16 protein-coding genes are annotated in these 18,905 nt (G+C 63.2%); 8 read left to right on the forward strand and 8 right to left on the reverse strand.

Annotated elements, in window-relative coordinates; translation table 11 throughout:
- Positions 1-44 precede the first annotated feature (44 nt).
- Positions 45-1,091, reverse strand: coding sequence for a tRNA preQ1(34) S-adenosylmethionine ribosyltransferase-isomerase QueA (gene queA / locus NCT32_RS01880; RefSeq protein WP_061117789.1), 1,047 nt, complete (start codon positions 1,089-1,091; stop codon positions 45-47).
- A 95-nt stretch (positions 1,092-1,186) separates the two neighbouring features.
- On the opposite strand from queA, the gene recG reads away from it, so the two are divergent.
- From recG to NCT32_RS01915, 7 genes are all read left to right on the forward strand, one after another.
- Positions 1,187-3,376: an ATP-dependent DNA helicase RecG gene (recG, locus tag NCT32_RS01885; RefSeq protein WP_061117788.1), complete on the forward strand. Its 2,190-nt coding sequence runs from the start codon at positions 1,187-1,189 to the stop codon at positions 3,374-3,376.
- A 130-nt stretch (positions 3,377-3,506) separates the two neighbouring features.
- Positions 3,507-4,466, forward strand: coding sequence for a hydrogen peroxide-inducible genes activator (locus NCT32_RS01890; RefSeq protein ID WP_061117787.1), 960 nt, complete (start codon positions 3,507-3,509; stop codon positions 4,464-4,466).
- 335 nt (positions 4,467-4,801) lie between these two features.
- On the forward strand, positions 4,802-6,274 hold the full coding sequence (locus NCT32_RS01895) for a catalase (protein WP_061117786.1): 1,473 nt from the start codon (positions 4,802-4,804) through the stop codon (positions 6,272-6,274).
- 33 nt (positions 6,275-6,307) lie between these two features.
- Positions 6,308-6,460 (forward strand): hypothetical protein, encoded by a 153-nt coding sequence (locus NCT32_RS01900; protein WP_250489862.1) that lies wholly within the window; start codon positions 6,308-6,310, stop codon positions 6,458-6,460.
- A gap of 146 nt (positions 6,461-6,606) precedes the next feature.
- Positions 6,607-7,095 carry a Dps family protein gene (locus NCT32_RS01905; protein WP_061117886.1) on the forward strand — a complete coding sequence of 163 codons (489 nt, stop codon included), beginning with the start codon at positions 6,607-6,609 and terminating at the stop codon, positions 7,093-7,095.
- A 119-nt stretch (positions 7,096-7,214) separates the two neighbouring features.
- The gene (ubiA, locus tag NCT32_RS01910) at positions 7,215-8,075 is read left to right on the forward strand and encodes a 4-hydroxybenzoate octaprenyltransferase (protein ID WP_061117785.1); all 861 of its coding nucleotides are present in this window, start codon (positions 7,215-7,217) and stop codon (positions 8,073-8,075) included.
- A 550-nt stretch (positions 8,076-8,625) separates the two neighbouring features.
- Entirely contained in the window at positions 8,626-9,639 is a 1,014-nt protein-coding gene (locus NCT32_RS01915) for a class I SAM-dependent methyltransferase (protein ID WP_250489863.1), read from the forward strand.
- Positions 9,640-9,694: 55 nt separating this feature from the next.
- On the opposite strand, the gene proC is transcribed toward NCT32_RS01915, so the two are convergent.
- From proC to NCT32_RS01945, 6 genes are all read right to left on the reverse strand, one after another.
- Positions 9,695-10,507, reverse strand: coding sequence for a pyrroline-5-carboxylate reductase (proC, locus tag NCT32_RS01920; protein WP_250489864.1), 813 nt, complete (start codon positions 10,505-10,507; stop codon positions 9,695-9,697).
- A gap of 14 nt (positions 10,508-10,521) precedes the next feature.
- Positions 10,522-11,217 (reverse strand): YggS family pyridoxal phosphate-dependent enzyme, encoded by a 696-nt coding sequence (locus NCT32_RS01925; protein ID WP_061117783.1) that lies wholly within the window; start codon positions 11,215-11,217, stop codon positions 10,522-10,524.
- A 44-nt stretch (positions 11,218-11,261) separates the two neighbouring features.
- Positions 11,262-12,488, reverse strand: coding sequence for a glycolate oxidase subunit GlcF (gene glcF / locus NCT32_RS01930; RefSeq protein WP_061117782.1), 1,227 nt, complete (start codon positions 12,486-12,488; stop codon positions 11,262-11,264).
- 8 nt (positions 12,489-12,496) lie between these two features.
- Positions 12,497-13,585: a glycolate oxidase subunit GlcE gene (gene glcE, locus NCT32_RS01935; protein WP_061117781.1), complete on the reverse strand. Its 1,089-nt coding sequence runs from the start codon at positions 13,583-13,585 to the stop codon at positions 12,497-12,499.
- A gap of 143 nt (positions 13,586-13,728) precedes the next feature.
- Positions 13,729-15,273: an FAD-linked oxidase C-terminal domain-containing protein gene (locus NCT32_RS01940; RefSeq protein WP_061117780.1), complete on the reverse strand. Its 1,545-nt coding sequence runs from the start codon at positions 15,271-15,273 to the stop codon at positions 13,729-13,731.
- 64 nt (positions 15,274-15,337) lie between these two features.
- The gene (locus NCT32_RS01945; protein WP_061117779.1) at positions 15,338-16,756 is read right to left on the reverse strand and encodes an FAD-binding oxidoreductase; all 1,419 of its coding nucleotides are present in this window, start codon (positions 16,754-16,756) and stop codon (positions 15,338-15,340) included.
- A 239-nt stretch (positions 16,757-16,995) separates the two neighbouring features.
- Here NCT32_RS01945 and NCT32_RS01950 point away from each other — a divergent pair, with 239 nt between their 5' ends.
- Positions 16,996-17,553, forward strand: coding sequence for a cob(I)yrinic acid a,c-diamide adenosyltransferase (locus tag NCT32_RS01950; protein WP_061117778.1), 558 nt, complete (start codon positions 16,996-16,998; stop codon positions 17,551-17,553).
- Positions 17,554-17,806: 253 nt separating this feature from the next.
- Here the strand turns inward: NCT32_RS01950 and aroG are convergent, their stop codons facing one another.
- Entirely contained in the window at positions 17,807-18,880 is a 1,074-nt protein-coding gene (aroG, locus tag NCT32_RS01955) for a 3-deoxy-7-phosphoheptulonate synthase AroG (protein WP_061117884.1), read from the reverse strand.
- Between the last annotated feature and the right edge of the window lie 25 nt (positions 18,881-18,905).

The raw sequence follows: 18,905 nt of genomic DNA on the forward strand, positions 1-18,905 counted from the left end.
AATTCCTGCCACTGGAAAACAGTCCAGCGCATTGGTTGAAAAAACTAGTCGCGGCGCGTCAGCAGCATGGCGTCGCCGTAACTGAAGAAACGGTACTTCTCCTCGATCGCGTGACGATATGCATCGCGAATCGTTTCCATGCCGGCGAACGCCGACACGAGCATCAGCAGCGTCGATTTCGGCAGATGGAAGTTCGTCACCAGCCGGTCGACGACGCGAAATTCGAAGCCAGGCGTGATGAAGATATCGGTTTCGGCCTGCGTCGCGGCGAGCGGCCGGCCGGCGCTTGCCGCATCGCGCGCGGCGGCTTCGAGCGCGCGCATCGACGTCGTGCCGACCGCGATCACCTTGTTGCCGCGCGCCTTCACCGCCGCGATGCGATCGACGAGCGATTGCGGCAGGTCGTACCACTCGGTGTGCATCTTGTGCTCCGCGATGTTCTCCACGCGCACCGGCTGGAACGTGCCCGCGCCGACGTGCAGCGTCAACGTCGCGCGCTCGACGCCGCGGGCATCGAGTTCGGCGAAAAGGGCGTCGTCGAAATGCAGGCCCGCAGTCGGCGCGGCCACCGCGCCGGGATTGGCCGCATAAACGGTCTGATAGCGCGTTTCGTCGTAGGCGTCGGCGTCGTGCTCGATATAGGGCGGCAGCGGCAAGCGCCCGTATTGCTCGATGAGCGTCAGGCATTCGGCCGGAAAGTGCAGCGTGTAGAACGGCTCGACGCGCTCGCCGACGGTCACGTCGAATGCATCCGCAAGGCGGATCGTGGTGCCTTCGGCCGGGCTCTTGCTCGCGCGGATCTGCGCGAGCGCCGTGGTCGCGCCGGTCAGCCGCTCGACCAGCACCTCGACGCGCCCGCCACTGGCCTTCTGGCCGAAGAAGCGCGCCTTCAGGACTTTGGTATCGTTGAACACCAGCAAATCGCCCGGCGCGATCAGATCGGGAAGTTCGGAGAAGCGCCGATCGACGAGCGTGGCGGGCGTGATGCGGTTGTCGACCTCGAGCAGGCGGCTCGCGCTGCGCTCGGCGAGCGCACTCTGCGCGATCAGCTCGGGCGGCAGATTAAAATCGAAATCGGAAAGCGTGAACATGGCGTGACTGGGTGACGCAACTTAGGCGCGAACAGGACGCGAAAAAACCGCAATCGCGCCGAACAAACCTCATATTGTACTTGCGAAGAGAGTCAATGCCCTTGTCCGACCGCCGCCTGGCTTCCCCGACCGATGCACTCCCGACCGCGGACGAAGCCGACGCGCCTGTCGCGCGCAAGCGGGCGAAGACGGCGGAAAGCGCCGGGAAAAAAACCAAACCGGTCGTGAGGACGGCGGACAAGCTCGCGAAGCTGGGCCTGAAATCGGACATCGATCTCGTATTGCATCTGCCGATGCGCTACGAGGACGAGACTTCGCTCACGCCCATCGGCGAACTGATTCCCGGCGATATTGCCCAGACCGAAGGCGTCGTGTTCGACAACGAGATCGCGTATCGGCCGCGTCGCCAGTTGCTCGTGAAGATTCACGACGACGCAGGCGACGAGCTTACGCTGCGCTTCCTCAACTTCTACGGCTCGCAGGTCAAGCAGATGGCCATCGGCGTGCGCCTGCGCGTGCGTGGCGATGTGCGCGGCGGCTTCTTCGGGATGGAAATGGTGCATCCGGCGGTGCGTCCCGTCGATGACGACACGCCGCTGCCGCAAGCGCTCACACCGGTTTATCCGTCGACGGCGGGCATTTCGCAGGCGTACTTGCGCAAGGCCATCGACTCGGCCATTTCCCGCGTGTCGCTGCCGGAACTGCTGCCCGAGCCGATCGCGCGCGCGCATCTCGCGCCGCTGAACGTGCCCGGCCTGCTCGACGCCGTTAAGACGCTGCATCATCCGCGCGCGGATTCGGATGAAACCGCGCTCATCGACGGCACGCATCCGGCGTGGACGCGCATCAAATTCGAGGAATTGCTCGCGCAGCAACTGTCGCTCAAGCGCGCACACGAGGAGCGACGCACGCGCGCCGCGCCCGCGATGCCGCGCCGCCTGCCCGACGATGACGCGTCGCTCGTCGTGAGGCTGTTGCGCACGCTGCCTTTCGCGCTGACCGGCGCGCAGCAGCGCGTGGTCGCGGAAATCGCGGGCGAACTGACGCTCGCGCATCCGATGCAGCGTCTGCTTCAAGGCGATGTCGGCAGCGGCAAGACGATCGTCGCGGCGCTGGCGGCGGCACAGGCCATCGACGCCGGATATCAGGCCGCGCTCATGGCGCCGACCGAAATCCTCGCGGAGCAGCACGCGCGCAAACTCCGCGGCTGGCTGGAGCCGCTGGGCGTCACGGTCGCGTGGCTCGCGGGCAGCCTTAAGGCGAAGGAAAAGCGCGCCGCGATCGAGGCGGCGGCGCTCGGCACGGCGAAGCTCGTCATCGGCACGCACGCGATCATTCAGGATGCGGTGGAGTTCGCGCGCCTCGGACTCGTGATCGTCGACGAGCAGCATCGCTTCGGCGTCGCGCAACGGCTTGCCCTGCGGGCGAAAGCCCTGAATGCGGCGGACGGCGCGCGCGACTTCCAGCCGCATCAACTGATGATGTCCGCGACGCCGATCCCGCGCACGCTCGCGATGACCTACTACGCGGATCTCGACGTCTCGACCATCGACGAACTTCCGCCCGGCCGCACGCCGATCCTCACCAAGGTGGTGTCGGACGGCAGGCGCGACGAAATTATCGGCCGCGTGCGTGAAGCGGCGCTGACCGGACGGCAGGTGTACTGGGTCTGTCCGCTGATCGAGGAAAGCGAGACGCTGCAGTTGCAGACGGCCGTCGAGACCTACGAGACGCTGGTTGCCGCGCTGCCCGAACTGCGCGTCGGGCTGGTTCACGGCCGGCTCGCACCCGCCGAAAAAGCGGCGGTGATGGACGCGTTCTCGCGCAACGAAGTGCAACTGCTCGTCGCGACGACGGTGATCGAAGTCGGCGTCGACGTGCCGAATGCGTCGCTGATGGTGATCGAGCATGCGGAGCGTTTCGGTCTCGCGCAACTGCATCAGTTGCGCGGGCGCGTGGGTCGGGGCAGCGCGGCGTCCGTGTGCGTGCTGATGTATTCGAACCCGCTGTCGCAGACCGCCCGCGCGCGCCTGAAAACCATGCGTGAGACGACCGATGGCTTCGAGATCGCTCGCCGCGATCTCGAGATTCGCGGCCCCGGCGAATTTCTCGGCGCGCGGCAATCGGGTGAAGCGATGTTGCGCTTCGCGAGTCTCGAAAACGATGGCTGGCTGATCGAACCGGCGCGCGCCGCCGCCGATCAGATGCTCGCGCAGTTCCCCGAGGCCGTCACGCGGCACCTCGCGCGCTGGCTCGGCGCGAGGGAGCACTATTTGAAGGCCTGACTGAACTCGCGCGGGTCATGTCGGTCCCTATTTAGCCGCCGCGGACCGGCGATTCGGCAGAAGTTGTCGAACGACGGCACGCAGGTGTATAACTCAAACCTATTGAATCAATGTATTTCATTGGCCGCCAATGACCCTCACTGAACTGAAGTACATCGTCGCGGTCGCGCGCGAGCGGCATTTCGGCCGCGCGGCCGAGGCGTGCTTCGTCAGCCAGCCGACGCTGTCGGTGGCAATCAAGAAGCTCGAAGACGAACTCAACGTGCAGATCTTCGAGCGCGGCACGAGCGAAGTCAGCGTGACGCCGATCGGCGAGCAGATCGTGACGCAAGCGCAGCGCGTGCTCGAACAGACGCTCGCCATCAAGGAAATCGCCAAGCAGGGCAAGGATCCGCTCGTCGGTCCGTTGCGCCTCGGCGTGATCTACACCATCGGACCGTATCTGCTGCCCACGCTCGTCAAGCAGATGATCAAGTCGGTCCCGCAGATGCCGCTGATGCTCCAGGAGAACTACACGCTCAAGCTGATCGAGTTGCTGAAGCAGGGCGAAATCGATGTCGCGATCATGGCGCTGCCGTTCCCCGAAACCGGGCTGATGGTGCGCGCGCTCTATGACGAGCCGTTCGTCGTCGCGATGCCTTCCGGACACGCGTGGGAGAACCGCGCGAAGATCGATCCGGACGATCTCAAGCAGGAAACCATGCTGCTGCTCGGCAGCGGTCACTGCTTCCGCGATCACGTGCTCGGCGTATGCCCCGAATTGATGCGCTTCTCGCAGAACGCGGACGGCATCCAGAAGACGTTCGAAGGCTCCTCGCTGGAGACGATCCGTCATATGGTCGCGAGCGGCGTCGGAATTACGGTGCTGCCGCGCATGTCGGTGAGCGAGGTGAAGCCCCACGCGGGGGGCATCGATTCGGGTCTGCTCAGCTACGTGCCGTTCGATGAACCGGTGCCGGACCGGCGCGTCGTGCTGGCATGGCGCAAGAGTTTCACGCGCATGCCTGCCATCGACGCCATCTGCGAAGCGATCGCCAATTGCGATTTGCCGGGCGTGAGAAAGCTCGACATGCCTGTCGCCGTGAACTGATCTACCTTTTCCCTGAAAACGCCGCGCTCTGGCAACGGAGCGCGGCGTTTTCGTTTGGCGCACGCCTTAAGGCAAAGCTGGCGCGAAGTTCGGCCTATCGAATAGATAAATTTAATCGAATTATAAATGTCGATAGTCTAAGCTAGGATTCTCTCACTGCCGGTTCTCAGCCGACATCACGACAGAGAGAGGATTCCATGACCGCCACGACCTTCTTCGACCGCTGGAACAGCCTGCGCGACATGACGGTTTCGATCCTCGCCGATTTCGCTCGCGTCGCCTGAAGCGCGCGGCTCGCATCATCCCACGCAACCCAAAAAAGCAGGAGCATCACGATGACGACTCAACGACTCACGACCGCAGCAGGCGCACCGGTCGGCGACAACCAGAACTCGCAGACCGCTGGCCCGCGCGGCCCGGTCGCGCTGCAGGATTTCTGGCTCGTCGAGAAACTCGCCCACTTCGACCGTGAAGTGATTCCGGAGCGCCGCGTGCACGCGAAGGGCTCGGGCGCGTTCGGCACGTTTCGCGTGACGCACGATATCTCGCGCTACACGAAGGCGAAGTTGTTCGCCGACATCGGCAAGGAAACGCCGATCTTCATGCGCTTCTCGACGGTCGCGGGCGAGCGCGGCGCCGCCGACGCCGAGCGCGACGTGCGCGGCTTCTCGCTCAAGTTCTATACGGAAGAGGGAAACTGGGACGTCGTCGGCAACAACACGCCGGTGTTCTTCATCCGCGATCCGCTCAAGTTTCCCGACTTCATTCACACGCAAAAACGCGATCCGTACACGAACATGCGCAGCAATGTCGCGGCGTGGGATTTCTGGTCGCGTCACCCGGAATCGCTGCATCAGGTGACGATTCTCATGAGCGACCGTGGCATTCCGAAAAACTACCGGCAGATGCACGGCTTTGGATCGCACACGTTTTCGTTCGTCAACAAGGACGGCGAGCGCTTCTATGTGAAGTTCCACTTCAAGTCGCAGCAACCGCTCGACCATTACACGGATGCCGAAGCCGCGGCGGTGATCGCGAACGATCGCGAAAGCGCGCAGCGTGACCTCGTGGAGAACATCGACAACGGCAACTTCCCGCGCTGGAATTTCCGCATTCAGGTGATGACGGAAGAAGAGGCGGCGAAGTCGAAGGTGAATCCGTTCGACATCACCAAAGTGTGGTCGCACAAGGACTATCCGCTGATCGACGTCGGTGTGATCGAGTTGAATCGCAACGCGCAGAATTACTTCGCGGATGTCGAGCAGGCCGCGTTCTCGCCGGCGAACGTGGTGCCGGGCATCGGCTTCTCGCCGGATCGCCTGTTGCAGGGCCGCCTGTTCTCGTATGGCGACACGCAGCGTTATCGTCTCGGCATCAATCATCACCAGATTCCGGTGAATGCGCCGCGCGCGCCGATCGCCAATCCGTTTCATCGCGATGGCGCAATGCGCACCGATGGCAATCTCGGCGGGCGCGTGAATTACGAGCCGAACCGCTACGGCGAATTCGCGCAGGACGCCAACGCGAACGAGCCGCCGCTCGCGGGCGGCACGGTGCATCGCTACGACCATCGCGAGGACGACGACTACTACAGCCAGCCGGCGGCCCTGTTCAGGCTCTTCGACGACGCGCAGCGCGAGCGCTTCTTCGGCAACATCGCGCGGCACATTCATGGCGTGCCGAACGAAATCGTCGCGCGGCAAATCGGGCATTTCCGCCGCATCGACGCGGCTTACGCGCAGGGCGTGATCGACGCCCTCGCGAAGCTCGGCCAGTACGTCGACGAGAAGGATACCGCCGCTGCGTGACGGCGGCGCTGGGATACACCGGGAGAAAACATCATGTCGCAAGCGTTGAATCACATCGCACAGGCGGTCGACCACATCGAAGCATCCAGCCGTCAGGCGTCGCGCGGCGTGCGCGTCGCGATTGCATTCGGCATCGTCGCGGCGGGCTATGGACTCGTCGTGGCGAGCGGTGTCGTCGGCGCCTGAGCGTCGTCGAAGCGTTCGACAGACTTGCGAAGCAATACGGCGCTTCCTGTTTCTCTACGATAAACTGTCGAGCGCTCGAAGCGCCGCGCGGCAAGGCGATGCGCGCGGCGTTCGCAACGTTCGAATCACTCTCTCACGGAGTCATCATGGCGAAGAAAGGCACTGCACCTGCCGTCAACATCGGCATCAGCGACAAAGACCGCAAGAAGATCGCCGACGGGCTGTCCCGGCTGCTGGCCGATACGTACACGCTCTATCTGAAGACGCACAACTTTCACTGGAACGTCACGGGTCCGATGTTCAACACGCTGCATCTGATGTTCGAGACGCAGTACAACGAACTCGCGCTCGCCGTCGATTCGATCGCGGAACGCATCCGCGCGCTGGGCGTGCATGCGCCGGGCAGCTACAAGGAATTCGCGAAGCTGTCGTCAATCCCGGAAGCGGACGGCGTGCCGGCTGCCGAAGACATGATCCGTCAGCTGGTGGAAGGTCAGGAAGCGGTGGTGCGCACGGCGCGCGAGATTTTCCCGGCGACCGAAGCCGCGAACGACGAGCCGACGGCCGACCTGCTCACGCAACGCATGCAGACGCACGAGAAGACCGCGTGGATGCTGCGCGCGATGCTGGCCTGATGCTTCTTCCGTTTCGAAGCGATGAAACCCCGCTCTCAAGCGGGGTTTTTGCTTTTGAGGATGTCCCGGCACGCTGATCTAAAATAGCCGGATCGCGTTTCTCTGCCTCGACATTCGCCATGCTCGCCCGTCTTCCGCTTTACATGCGCCTCGTGCGCCTCGACAAGCCCATCGGCAGCCTGTTGCTGCTATGGCCGACGCTCAACGCATTGTGGATCGCGTCCGATGGCCGTCCGTCGCCGATGCTGCTCGTCATCTTCACGATCGGCACGATCCTGATGCGCTCGGCGGGCTGCGCGATCAACGACTACGCCGACCGCGATTTCGACCGCCACGTGAAGCGCACCGCCGAGCGGCCGATCACGTCGGGCAAGATCAAGGCATGGGAAGCGGTGGCGCTCGCGGCGGCGCTCGCGCTCGTCGCGTTCCTGCTGATCCTGCCGCTCAACACGCTAACCAAGGAGTTGTCGGTGTTCGCGCTGTTCGTCGCGGGCACGTATCCGTTCACCAAGCGCTTCTTCGCGATTCCGCAGGCGTATCTCGGCATCGCGTTCGGCTTCGGCATCCCGATGGCCTTCGCCGCCGTGCAGAACCACGTGCCGATGCTCGCGTGGATCATGCTCGCGGCGAACGTGTTCTGGTCGGTCGCGTACGACACCGAATACGCGATGGTCGACCGCGACGACGACATCAAGATCGGCATTCGCACGTCCGCGCTCACGTTCGGCCGATACGACGTGCTGGCCGTCATGCTGTGTTACGCGGTGACGCTCGCGATCTACGTGGGCATCGGCATCGCACTGGGATATGGCTGGCTCTACTGGCTCGGCTGGCTCGCGGCGGCGGGTTGCGCGGTGTATCACTACGGGCTGATCCGCAATCGCGAGCGGATGGCGTGCTTCGCGGCGTTCAAGCATAACAACTGGCTCGGAGGGATGCTGTTCGCGGGAATCGCCCTTCACTACGCGATTTCGAGTTGAGCCCTTTTGCGTGGATCGAGTGCCCGCAACGTGCACAACGCACGTTGCGTAAAACCATAGCTCGCTGCTTTATGTCAATCTGCGAAATGGTTTGAGAACGAAAAATTTGATCACATCGCGGCGTCGCGGCCTTATGTTTTGATAACGTCGTGCGCCAGTCAAACGATTGGTTGCCCGGGAACGCTCAAAGCAAAGCCTCCCGTGGCGCCCGGTGATTCTCACGAACGCACCGTCCCTTCCCTCGACAAGCCGGTTGAACACTGCGGGGTTTTCCGCGCGGTGGCAATCGTTCGCTTGCTTCATTTTCAGCGTGTGAATCATGGGTTCTCTTGCTCGCTTCGATCTGGCTGCACTCGTTTCCCGGAATCGGGTCACACATCTCATTGAAACCGGTTATGGAAAGGGCGATTCTTGCCGAGCCGCATTGTCCGCCGGGTTCGCCAAAGCGCTGTCCTGCGAAATCTTCAAGCCGCTTTTCGCAGAGGCGGAACAAAGCGAACGTCTCCATGTGGCGAATGCTGACAGTCTTGCCTTTTTGCGCTCGGCCCCGGTGGAAGACACACTGGCCGGGCGACGCTGCCTCGTTTTTCTGGACGCGCATTATCCCGGCGCGGACTATGGCGGCAACAGCTATATCAGCCAGGAGCACGCTCCGACCGAGCGCCTGCCGCTGCTCGCTGAACTCGAACTCCTGCGCGGCCGGACGGCTAACGCACTCATCGTGCTGGACGATGTGCGCATCTACCGGCGCGACTTCCGGACGAACGCAGGGACCCTTCCGGATTGGGTCGAGAACGGCTTCGATCAGGAAGCGGCGTTCCTCGAATTGCTCGCGTCGTTCGAGTCCACGCATACGGTGCACTGGCATGGAGAGGATACGGGCTACGCGGTGCTATGGCCGCGTGCGTGGGGCGAGTACGCGCTGAAGAAATGGGTCGTTCCCGGCGATCAGACGCAGCCGTTTGTGCTGACGCTGGGTGTTCCGGGTACGACGTGCATATCGGTCAATCGCCGTCTGCTCGACGCTCGCTTCGGCAATCGCTGGCTCGTGGGCAAGGGGCTCGATATCGGCGGTGGCAACGACAGCATCGCGCTGTATAGCACGTTGTTTCCGCGCATCGAGAGCGTGACGGTCTATGAGTGGGCGCAGGGGGACGCGCAATACCTCGAGAACGTTCGGGACAACAGCTTCGACTTCGTCTATTCGGGGCACTGCCTCGAACACGTGATGGACCCGCGCGTCGCGTTGCGCCACTGGTTGCGCGTGCTCAAGCCGGGCGGCCATCTCGTCATCACCGTGCCGGACGAGGACATGTACGAGCAAGGTGTATGGCCGTCGACATTCAACACCGACCACAAGCACACGTTCACCCTCTTCAAGCGCAAAAGCTGGTCGCCTGTGTCGATCAACGTGCTCGATTTGCTGCGCGATTTCGAACGCGAAGTCAGCGTGAAGAAGGCCGAACTGCTGGATCACAGCTTCATGCACGGCATGGAGCGCTTCGACCAGACGCGGACTGCCTTCGCGGAGTGCGGCATCGAGTTCGTCGTGCAGAAGCTTTGAGCGAGCGCGGCGCGCGTGCTTGCGCGCGCCGCTCGTTCAGGGTGGCGTCGCTCGATCAGGCGCCGCCCAGTTCATCCCCCATCTCTTTCGCCCGCGCTTGCGCCGCCAGTGCGCCGCGCACGATCGCGTCCTTCACGCCCTGAGCATCGAACGAGGCGAGCGCGGCCGCCGTGGTGCCGCCCTTCGACGTCACGCGCTCGCGCAGCACGCTCGCCGGCTCGCCCGATTGCGCCGCCAGTTGCGCCGCACCCGTGAACGTGGCGACCGCGAGCGCGCGGCCTTGCTCCTCGTCCATGCCGAGCTGGCGGGCCGCTTCCTGCATCGCTTCGATGAAATAGAACACGTAGGCCGGGCCGCTGCCGGAGATTGCCGTGACCGCGTCGAGCTTGGCTTCGTCGTCGAACCAGACGGCCGTGCCGACCGCTTCCAGGACCTGGCTGCTGAGCGCCTTCGCCGCGTCGCTCACGCCGGGCAGCGCGGCCAGACCCGTCACGCCCATGCCGATCAGCGCGGGCGTGTTCGGCATCGTGCGCACGATCTGCGTATAGCCGTTCAGCCAGCGCGAAAGATCGGTCGCGCGGATGCCCGCCGCGATGCTGATGATCGTCTGCTTCGACAGATGCGGCGCGAGCGCTTCGGCCACACTCTTGAGCACTTGCGGCTTCACGGCGAGCACGATCGCGTCGTAACCGGCGAGCGTTGCATCGACGGCCGCGCCGGTCGCGATGCCGAACCGTTTCGCCGTGCGCTCGCGCGCTTCGTCGTTGATGTCGACGGCGTAGATGTCGGACGGCTGGACGCCGCGCTTGATCAGACCGCCGATGAGCGCCGCGGCCATGTTGCCGCCGCCGATGAATGCAATTTTCATGGTTGAAGGTGAGGTCAGGTGGTGTAAGTGCGCGCGCCAAAAATGGCGGTGCCGATACGCACGATCGTCGCGCCTTCGATCACGGCGGCTTCGAGATCGGCGGACATGCCCATCGAGAGCGTGTCGAGTTCGAGGCCATCGGCGCGTAGCGTGTTCATCAACTCGCGCAGGCGGACATGCGGCGCGCGTTGCGCATCGAGGGTATCGGCGGGCTCGGGTATCGCCATCAGGCCGCGCAAACGCAGGCCGGGCAGGGCGGCGACCGCGTGCGCGAGCGCGGTGGCTTCATCCGGCTCGACGCCGCTCTTCGACGCCTCGCCGCTCACGTTGACCTGAATGCACACGTTGAGCGCGGGCGTGCCTTCGGGACGTTGCGCGGAGAGCCGCTCCGCGATCTTGAGCCGGTCGATGGAATGCACCCAGTCGAACTGCTCGGCGACGAGCTTCGTCTTGTTCGATTGCAGCGGCCCGATGAAATGCCATTCGATGTCGCTGCGCAGATCACCGAGCGCGGCGATCTTCGCGATGCCTTCCTGCACGTAGTTCTCGCCGAACGCGCGCTGGCCGGCGTCGAAGGCGGCGCGCACGTCGTCGGCGGGAAAGGTCTTGGACACGGCGAGCAGCTTGATGGACGCCGCATCGCGCGACGCGCTTTGCGCGGCCTTCGCGATGCGTCGACGGACTTCTTCGAGGTGTTGAGCGATGGACATACCTGAGACAGCCATGAGAACCATCCGGCCATTATACGAATCGCTCAACCGTACAGCAGATGCTCCAGCAGTTGAATCCAGTGCGTGACGGGCGTCGACGTGCCGCTTTGCAGATGCGCGATGCAGCCGACATTGGCCGATACGATCATCTGCGGCTCCAGCTTCTCCAGCCGGTCGAGCTTCTGATTGCGCAGCGTGTACGAGAGCTTCGGCTGCAGGACCGAATACGTCCCCGCCGATCCGCAGCACAAGTGGCTGTCGGCGGGCAGGCGCACTTCGAGCCCGAGCGCGGTCAGCAATTGCTCGACGCGTCCGCGGATCTGCTGTCCGTGCTGCAACGTGCACGGCGGATGGAACGCCACGGTATGCACGCCGCGCCGACGCGAAAGCGCGACGAGCTCCTCCTCGTACATCGGCAGGATTTCGGCGAGATCGCGCGTCAGGTCGACGATCTTCTGCGCCTTTTCCGCGTACGCCGGATCGTTGCGCAACAGATGCGCGTACTCCTTCACCGTCGCGCCGCAGCCCGACGCGTTCATCACGATCGCCTCGACGCCGCTTTCCACATACGGCCACCATGCGTCGATGTTGTTGCGCACGTCGTCGAGCGCGTCTTCGTTGTAGCCGAGATGCAGGCGGATCGCGCCGCAGCAGCCCGCGGACGGCGCCGTGACGATCTCGATGCCGAGCGCGTCGAACACGCGGGCCGTTGCGGTGTTGACGTTAGGCATCATCGCCGGTTGCACACAGCCGGCGAGCATCAGCATCTTGCGTTCATGCTTGTTCGTGGGCGCCGCGAGCGGCCGCTCGGGCACGGGAATCTTCGCGCGCAGCTTGCGCGGCAGGATGCCGCGGAACTGCTGCCCGAGCTTCATCGCGGGCGTGAAGAGCGTGCTGTTCGGCAGGAAGCTCGCGAGGAGGCGCCGTTGCAGGCGCTGGCGCATCGGCCGCTCGACCTTTTCTTCGACGATCTTGCGCCCGATCTCGACGAGCCGTCCGTACTGCACGCCCGATGGACACGTGCTTTCGCAATTGCGGCACGTGAGACAGCGGTCCAGATGCAGTTGCGTGCTGCGCGAGACCGGCGCGCCTTCGAACATCTGCTTCATCAGATAGATGCGCCCGCGCGGCCCGTCGAGCTCGTCGCCGAGTATCTGATACGTCGGGCAGGTCGCCGTGCAGAAGCCGCAGTGCACGCACTTGCGCAGGATGGCGTCGGCTTCGTCGCCATCGGCCGTGCCGCGGATGAATTCGGCGAGATTGGTTTGCATCGAAGCGCCTAAAAGTCGGGGTACAAACGCGCGCGGTTGAAGATGCGCGCCGGATCGAATGCGGCTTTCAATCCACGATGAATCTTCATCAGCGGCGCGGGCAGCGGCGTGAACACGCCCGCGTTGCGATCGTAGGCGGAGCCTGCGCGGAATATCGTCGCGTGCCCGCCCGCCTGCTTCGCGCTGATGCGCACGGTTTGCGGATCGGTGTCGGTGATCCACCAGCGCTGCGCGCCGCCCCATTCCATCAACTGCGCGCCCGGCAGATGCAGCGGCTCCGCGATCGACGGCAACGCGAGCCGCCACAGCGCCGAGCGCGGTTCGATCACCGCGAAGAACGGGTCCGTCTGCTCGCGCATGCCGATCCAGAAACGGTCGGCTTCGACCGCATCGACGACCTCGCCGCCGAGCGTATTGCGCGCTGTCTTTACAGCAGCTTCCGCGCCTGCGAGACGCAGCGCAAGCGTGCCGTCGCGCCACGCGCTGCCGCAGATCGGCAATGGATGGCCGCCCCATTCGTTGAGCTTGCGCACGCCGTCGGTGGCGTGCATGTCGAACTTGAGCGTGGCTTCGGCGACGGGGCGCGGCAGCACCTTGATCGAGAGTTCGAGAATCAGCCCGAGCGTGCCGAGCGAACCCGCTAGCAGGCGCGACACGTCATACCCGGCGACGTTCTTCACCACTTGTCCGCCGAAATGCAGCACTTGCCCGTGACCGTTCATGACGACCGCGCCGAGCACGAAATCGCGCGGCGCGCCGGTCCATGCGCGGCGCGGGCCCGCGAGCCCCGCGGCGATGCAGCCGCCCAGCGTCGCGTTGCGCCCGAAGTGCGGCGGCTCGAACGGCAGCATCTGGTTGTGCTCTCTGAGTGCCGCTTCGATTTCGGCGAGCGGCGTGCCGCTTCGCGCAGTGATGACGAGTTCCGCCGGATCGTAAGCGATGATGCCGCGATACACGCGCGTGTCGAGGATCTCTCCCTGGAGCGTCTGCCCGTACCAGTCTTTCGTGCCACCCCCGCGCACGCGCAGCAGCGTGCCGGTTTCGGTGGCCCGGGCGATCCTCTCCGACCAGCCGGCGACGATGTCGTCCTGTTCCATGGATGTTCCGCTCATTCGTCGATTTCGATCCGACTTCCGTGTTCAGCTTTCTAATGGCTGTCCGATCGATTGTACCGGCCGCTTAACCCCGCCACACTCGGAGAAACGTGGATAGCGCAACGCGCGCCGCGCGTCGTGAGACTTCAGAAGCGCGGCAATTCGGGATGCGGCAACAGCCCGCCCCGGACATGCATCTTGCCGTACTCGGCGCAGCGCGCGCGCGTCGGGATACCCTTGTCGGGATTGAGCAGGCCCGGCGGATCGAACGCGCGCTTGACCGCGAAGAACGCGTCGCGCTCTTCCGGCGAAAACTGCACGCACATCGAATTGATCTTTTCGATGCCGACGCCGTGCTCGCCCGTCACCGTGCCGCCCAGTTCGACGCAACACTCCAGGATGTCGCAGCCGAACGCCTCGGCGCGATGCCATTCATCGAGATCGTTGCCGTTGAACAGAATCAGCGGATGCATGTTGCCATCGCCGGCGTGGAACACGTTGATGCAGCGCAGCGCGTACTTCTTCTCCATCTCTTCGATGCGCTTGAGCAGCGGCCCGATCGCGCGGCGCGGTACGGTACCGTCCATGCAGTAATAGTCCGGCGAGATGCGGCCCGCCGCCGGGAACGCGTTCTTGCGGCCCGACCAGAACTTGAGGCGCTCGGCTTCGGAGCGCGAGATCTGGATGCGCGACGCGCCGTGCTCGCGCAAAACCGCCGTCATGCGGACGATTTCCTCGGCGACTTCGTCGTGCGTGCCGTCGGATTCGCACAGCAGGATCGCGGCGGCGTCGAGGTCGTAGCCCGCGTTGACGAACTCTTCGACCGCGCGCGTCGCGGGTTTGTCCATCATTTCCAGGCCGGCCGGGATGATGCCCGCGGCGATGATCGCCGCGACGGCGTCGCCGCCTTTCACGACATCGTCGAAACTCGCCATGATGACCTGCGCCGTTTGCGGCTTCGGGATCAGCTTGACGGTGATCTCGGTGACGATCGCAAACATGCCTTCGCTGCCGATCAGCACCGCGAGCAGATCGAGGCCCGGCGCGTCGGGGCCGAGCGAGCCGAACTCGACGACGTCGCCTTCCATCGTCACCGCGCGCACGCGCAGGACGTTGTGCACCGTGAGGCCGTATTTCAGGCAGTGCACGCCGCCGGAGTTCTCGGACACATTTCCGCCGATCGTGCACGCGATCTGCGATGACGGATCGGGCGCGTAATACAGCCCATAGGGCGCGGCAGCTTCCGAAATGGCGAGGTTGCGCACGCCCGGCTGCACGGTCGCGGTGCGCGCGTATGGATCGACTTCGACGATCTTGCGAAAGCGCGCAAGCGACAGCACGATGCCGTGGCGAATCGGCATCGCGCCGCCGGAGAGGCCGGTGCCCGCGCCACGCGGGACGATCGGAATGGAAAGACGCGCGCAGATTTGCACGACACGCTGCACCTGCGCCTCGGTTTCCGGCAGCGCCACCGCGAGCGGCAGGCGCCGGTACGCGGCGAGGCCATCGCATTCATACGGGGCGGTGTCTTCGTCGCGAAAGAGCAGACAGTGCGTCGGCAGCACGGCCATCAGCGCCTGCACGACTTCACGCTGACGCGCGGCGAGCTGATCTTCGGTCAGCTCGGGCGCGTCTTCGTGCGGCAGATTGGGCGACATCTGCTCGGCCTTGAGCTCGTCGGGTGCGTTCATGTCTCCTCCTTTTGATGCCTGCGCGGTCAGTGGCGCTTATTTCATGCGTGCATCTTGCGCTTCTTCAGCCTTCGAAAGTGAAGATTTTCCCGGGGTTCATCAGGTTTCTCGGATCGAGTGCCTGTTTGATGGCGCGCATCGTCGCGATGGCGTCCTCGCCGTGCTCCTCGATCATGAAGCTCATCTTGTGCAGCCCGACGCCGTGTTCGCCGGTGCAGGTGCCGCCCATCTCGAGCGCCCGTCCGACGATGCGCCGGTTGATGCGCTCGGCTTCGTCCAGCTCTTCGGGCTTGTTGGGATCGAGCAGCATCGCGACGTGAAAATTGCCGTCGCCGACGTGACCGACGATCGGGCTCGGCAAGTACGAGCCTTGCAGATCCTTTTCCGTTTCCTCGACACATTCGGCGAGACGCGAGATCGGCACGCAGACATCGGTGGTGACGGCGCGGCAGCCCGGCTTCAGTTGCAGCATCGCGAAGTAGGCCGAGTGGCGCGCGTTCCAGAGACGGCTGCGGTCTTCGGGACGCGTCGCCCATTCGAAGTCCTCGCCGTTGTTCTCCGCGACGATGTCCTGCACGGTCTGCGCCTGTTCCTGCACGCCGGATTCGGTACCGTGGAATTCGAAGAACAGCATCGGCGATTCGCGCAGCGTCAGATTCGAGTGACGGTTGATGGCGCGCACGGCGAGTTTGTCGACGAACTCGACGCGCGCGATCGGCACGCCCATCTGAATGGTTTCGATGACGGCGCGCACGGCATCTCCCATGGAAGGGAATGCGCACACGGCCGCCGAAATCGCTTCGGGCTGCGGATAAAGACGTACCGTGATTTCGGTGATGACGCCGAGCGTGCCTTCCGAGCCGACGAAAAGACGCGTGAGGTCGTAACCCGCGGACGATTTGCGCGCGCGCGTGCCGGTTTTGATGACGCGGCCATCGGCGAGCACGACGGTGAGGCCGAGGACGTTTTCGCGCATCGTGCCGTAGCGCACGGCGTTGGTGCCCGAGGCGCGCGTCGCGGACATGCCGCCGATGCTCGCGTCGGCGCCGGGATCGATCGGGAAGAAGAGGCCCGTGTCCTTCAGCGCTTCGTTCAGTTGCTTGCGGGAGATGCCGGGTTGCACCGTGACCGTGAGGTCTTCGGCGTTGATCGAGACGATCTGGTTCATCTCGGAGAGGTCGATGGAGACGCCGCCCTGAACGGCGAGCAAGTGACCTTCGAGCGAGGAGCCGTTGCCGTAGGGAATGATCGGGACGTCGTGTTCTGCGCAGAGCTTCACGATGGCCTGCACTTCGTCGGTGCTGCGCGCGTAGACGACGGCGTCGGGGAGTTGCGGATCGAACGGCGATTCGTCGCGGCCGTGGTGTTCGCGGACGGCTTGCGATGCCGTCGCGCGCTCGCCGAATCTTGCTTTCAGCGCTTCGAAAAGCGACGCGGGAAAGGGACGCTTCTGAAGTGCTTGATGTTCTGTGGGGTGGTTCACTTGCGTGTCTCCGGGCGGTGCGGCTTTGTGTTCTTTGCTTGCGCGCTTGGTATGGGCGTTGCGGTTTTCGCGTGATGCCTCGTGACTGGCTCGTTTTGCGGCTCGCGCGAAAGCCGTACGGTGTTCATTCCATTTTACGCCGTCGGAGAGAGGCCGGCGGGGCGGGTTTATGGCGGTTTCGAGTGCGTCGGCGTGCCTATAATGGGTCGGTTTTTTGTCTGCTTATCAGGGAGACAGCGATGGGTAACCGCTTGAGCAAGATCACCACGCGTACTGGCGACGATGGAACCACAGGACTGGGCGATGGGAGCCGGGTTTCGAAGGACGATACGCGCATCGCCGCGATCGGGGATGTCGACGAATTGAATTCCTGTATTGGCGTGCTTTTATGCGAGCCGATGCCGTCCGATATTCGCGCCGCACTGACGCAGATTCAAAACGATTTATTCGATCTCGGTGGCGAGTTGTCGATTCCCGGGCATTCGATGATTCAGACTTCTCATCTTGCTCAACTCGATGCGTGGCTGGAAGAGTACAACGCGACTTTGCCTCCGTTGAAGGAGTTTATTTTGCCGGGTGGGTCGAGGGCGGCGGCGCTTGCTCATGTTGCGCGGACGGTTTGTCGGAGGGCGGAGAGGGGGATCGTGGCGTTGGGACGTGCAGAGACCGCGGGAGTGAATGAGGCGCCGAGGAGGTATGTGAACCGGTTGTCGGATTTGATGTTTATTTGGGCTCGGGTGCTAAATCGGGCGGACGGAGGAAGCGATATCTTATGGACTCGTGCAACTGAGCGATAGCAGCACCGCCAAAACACCATTGGTTTGATTCAACTTCGTCTTCCATCTCGCACTCTGGGTTCTTTTTAGATTGGAAATGCACGCGATAAGCGCCGAGTTCGAAATAATCCAAAGAGATTAAGTCAAACTCTGGAAACGATTGTCCTTCACGCCCGATGCCAGCAAATTCGGTTCTAGCGACGACTGCTCTGTTCTCATAGCCTACGTTGTAGACGGCTTACTCGGATCGCCGTCTACAACGATGTCAGGAAACTCAGTTTCCGCCGCCACGTACTACGCGCCGCTGCTTAACCGCTTCCGCCAATCCCTCAAGCACCTTCACACTCTCATCCCATCCGATACAGGCATCGGTGACGCTTTGCCCGTAGGTCAATTCGCATCCTTCCTTCAGATCCTGGCGTCCCGCAACCAGATGCGACTCCACCATCACTCCGACAATCCGCTCATCCCCAGCAGCCAGTTGCTTGCCAATATCCTCACAAACCGGAATCTGATTCTCATGCTTCTTCGAGCTATTGGCATGGCTCGCGTCAATCATTAATCGCGCAGCCAAGCCAGCCTTCCCAATATCGCTACACGCAGCATCCACACTCGCCGCATCGAAATTAGGCGTCTTGCCACCGCGCAAAATGATGTGGCAATCCTCATTACCAGCGGTAGAAACAATCGCCGAATGGCCGCCCTTGGTCACAGAGAGAAAATGATGCGGCTGCGAAGCCGCCTTGATCGCATCCACAGCAATCTTGACGTTACCGTCAGTACCGTTCTTGAATCCCACCGGGCAAGACAACCCGGAGGCAAGCTCGCGGTGTACTTGAGACTCCGTGGTCCGCGCCCCAATCGCGCCCCACGAAATCAGATCGGCGATGTACTGCGGACTGATCATGTCGAGATACTCGGTCCCCGCAGGCAAGCCAAGCTCATTGATATGCATGAGCAACTCCCGCGCGGCCCGCAACCCATCATTGATCTTGAAGCTGTTATCCATGTACGGATCGTTGATCAGCCCCTTCCAGCCGACCGTTGTCCGCGGCTTTTCGAAATACACCCGCATCACGATCTCAAGTTCACCAGCAAACCGCTTACGCTGCTCGATCAATCGCCCCGCGTACTCCAATGCAGCCTTCGGATCATGAATCGAGCAAGGCCCGACGATGACGATCAGGCGATCATCCATCCCATGAAGAATGCGATGCATCGACTGCCGCGCGTTGTAGATGAGTTCCGAAACCGGCTCGGCGCAGGGAAATTCGCGGATCAGATGCGCGGGCGGGGTCAGCTCTTTCAACTCGCGGATGCGAACATCATCGGTATTGTGCGGGGGCATGTCGTTCTCCAACGGCAACGTTCTA

The sequence above is a fragment of the Caballeronia sp. INML2 genome, from assembly GCF_023631365.1.
Taxonomy (GTDB): Bacteria; Pseudomonadota; Gammaproteobacteria; order Burkholderiales; family Burkholderiaceae; genus Caballeronia; species Caballeronia turbans.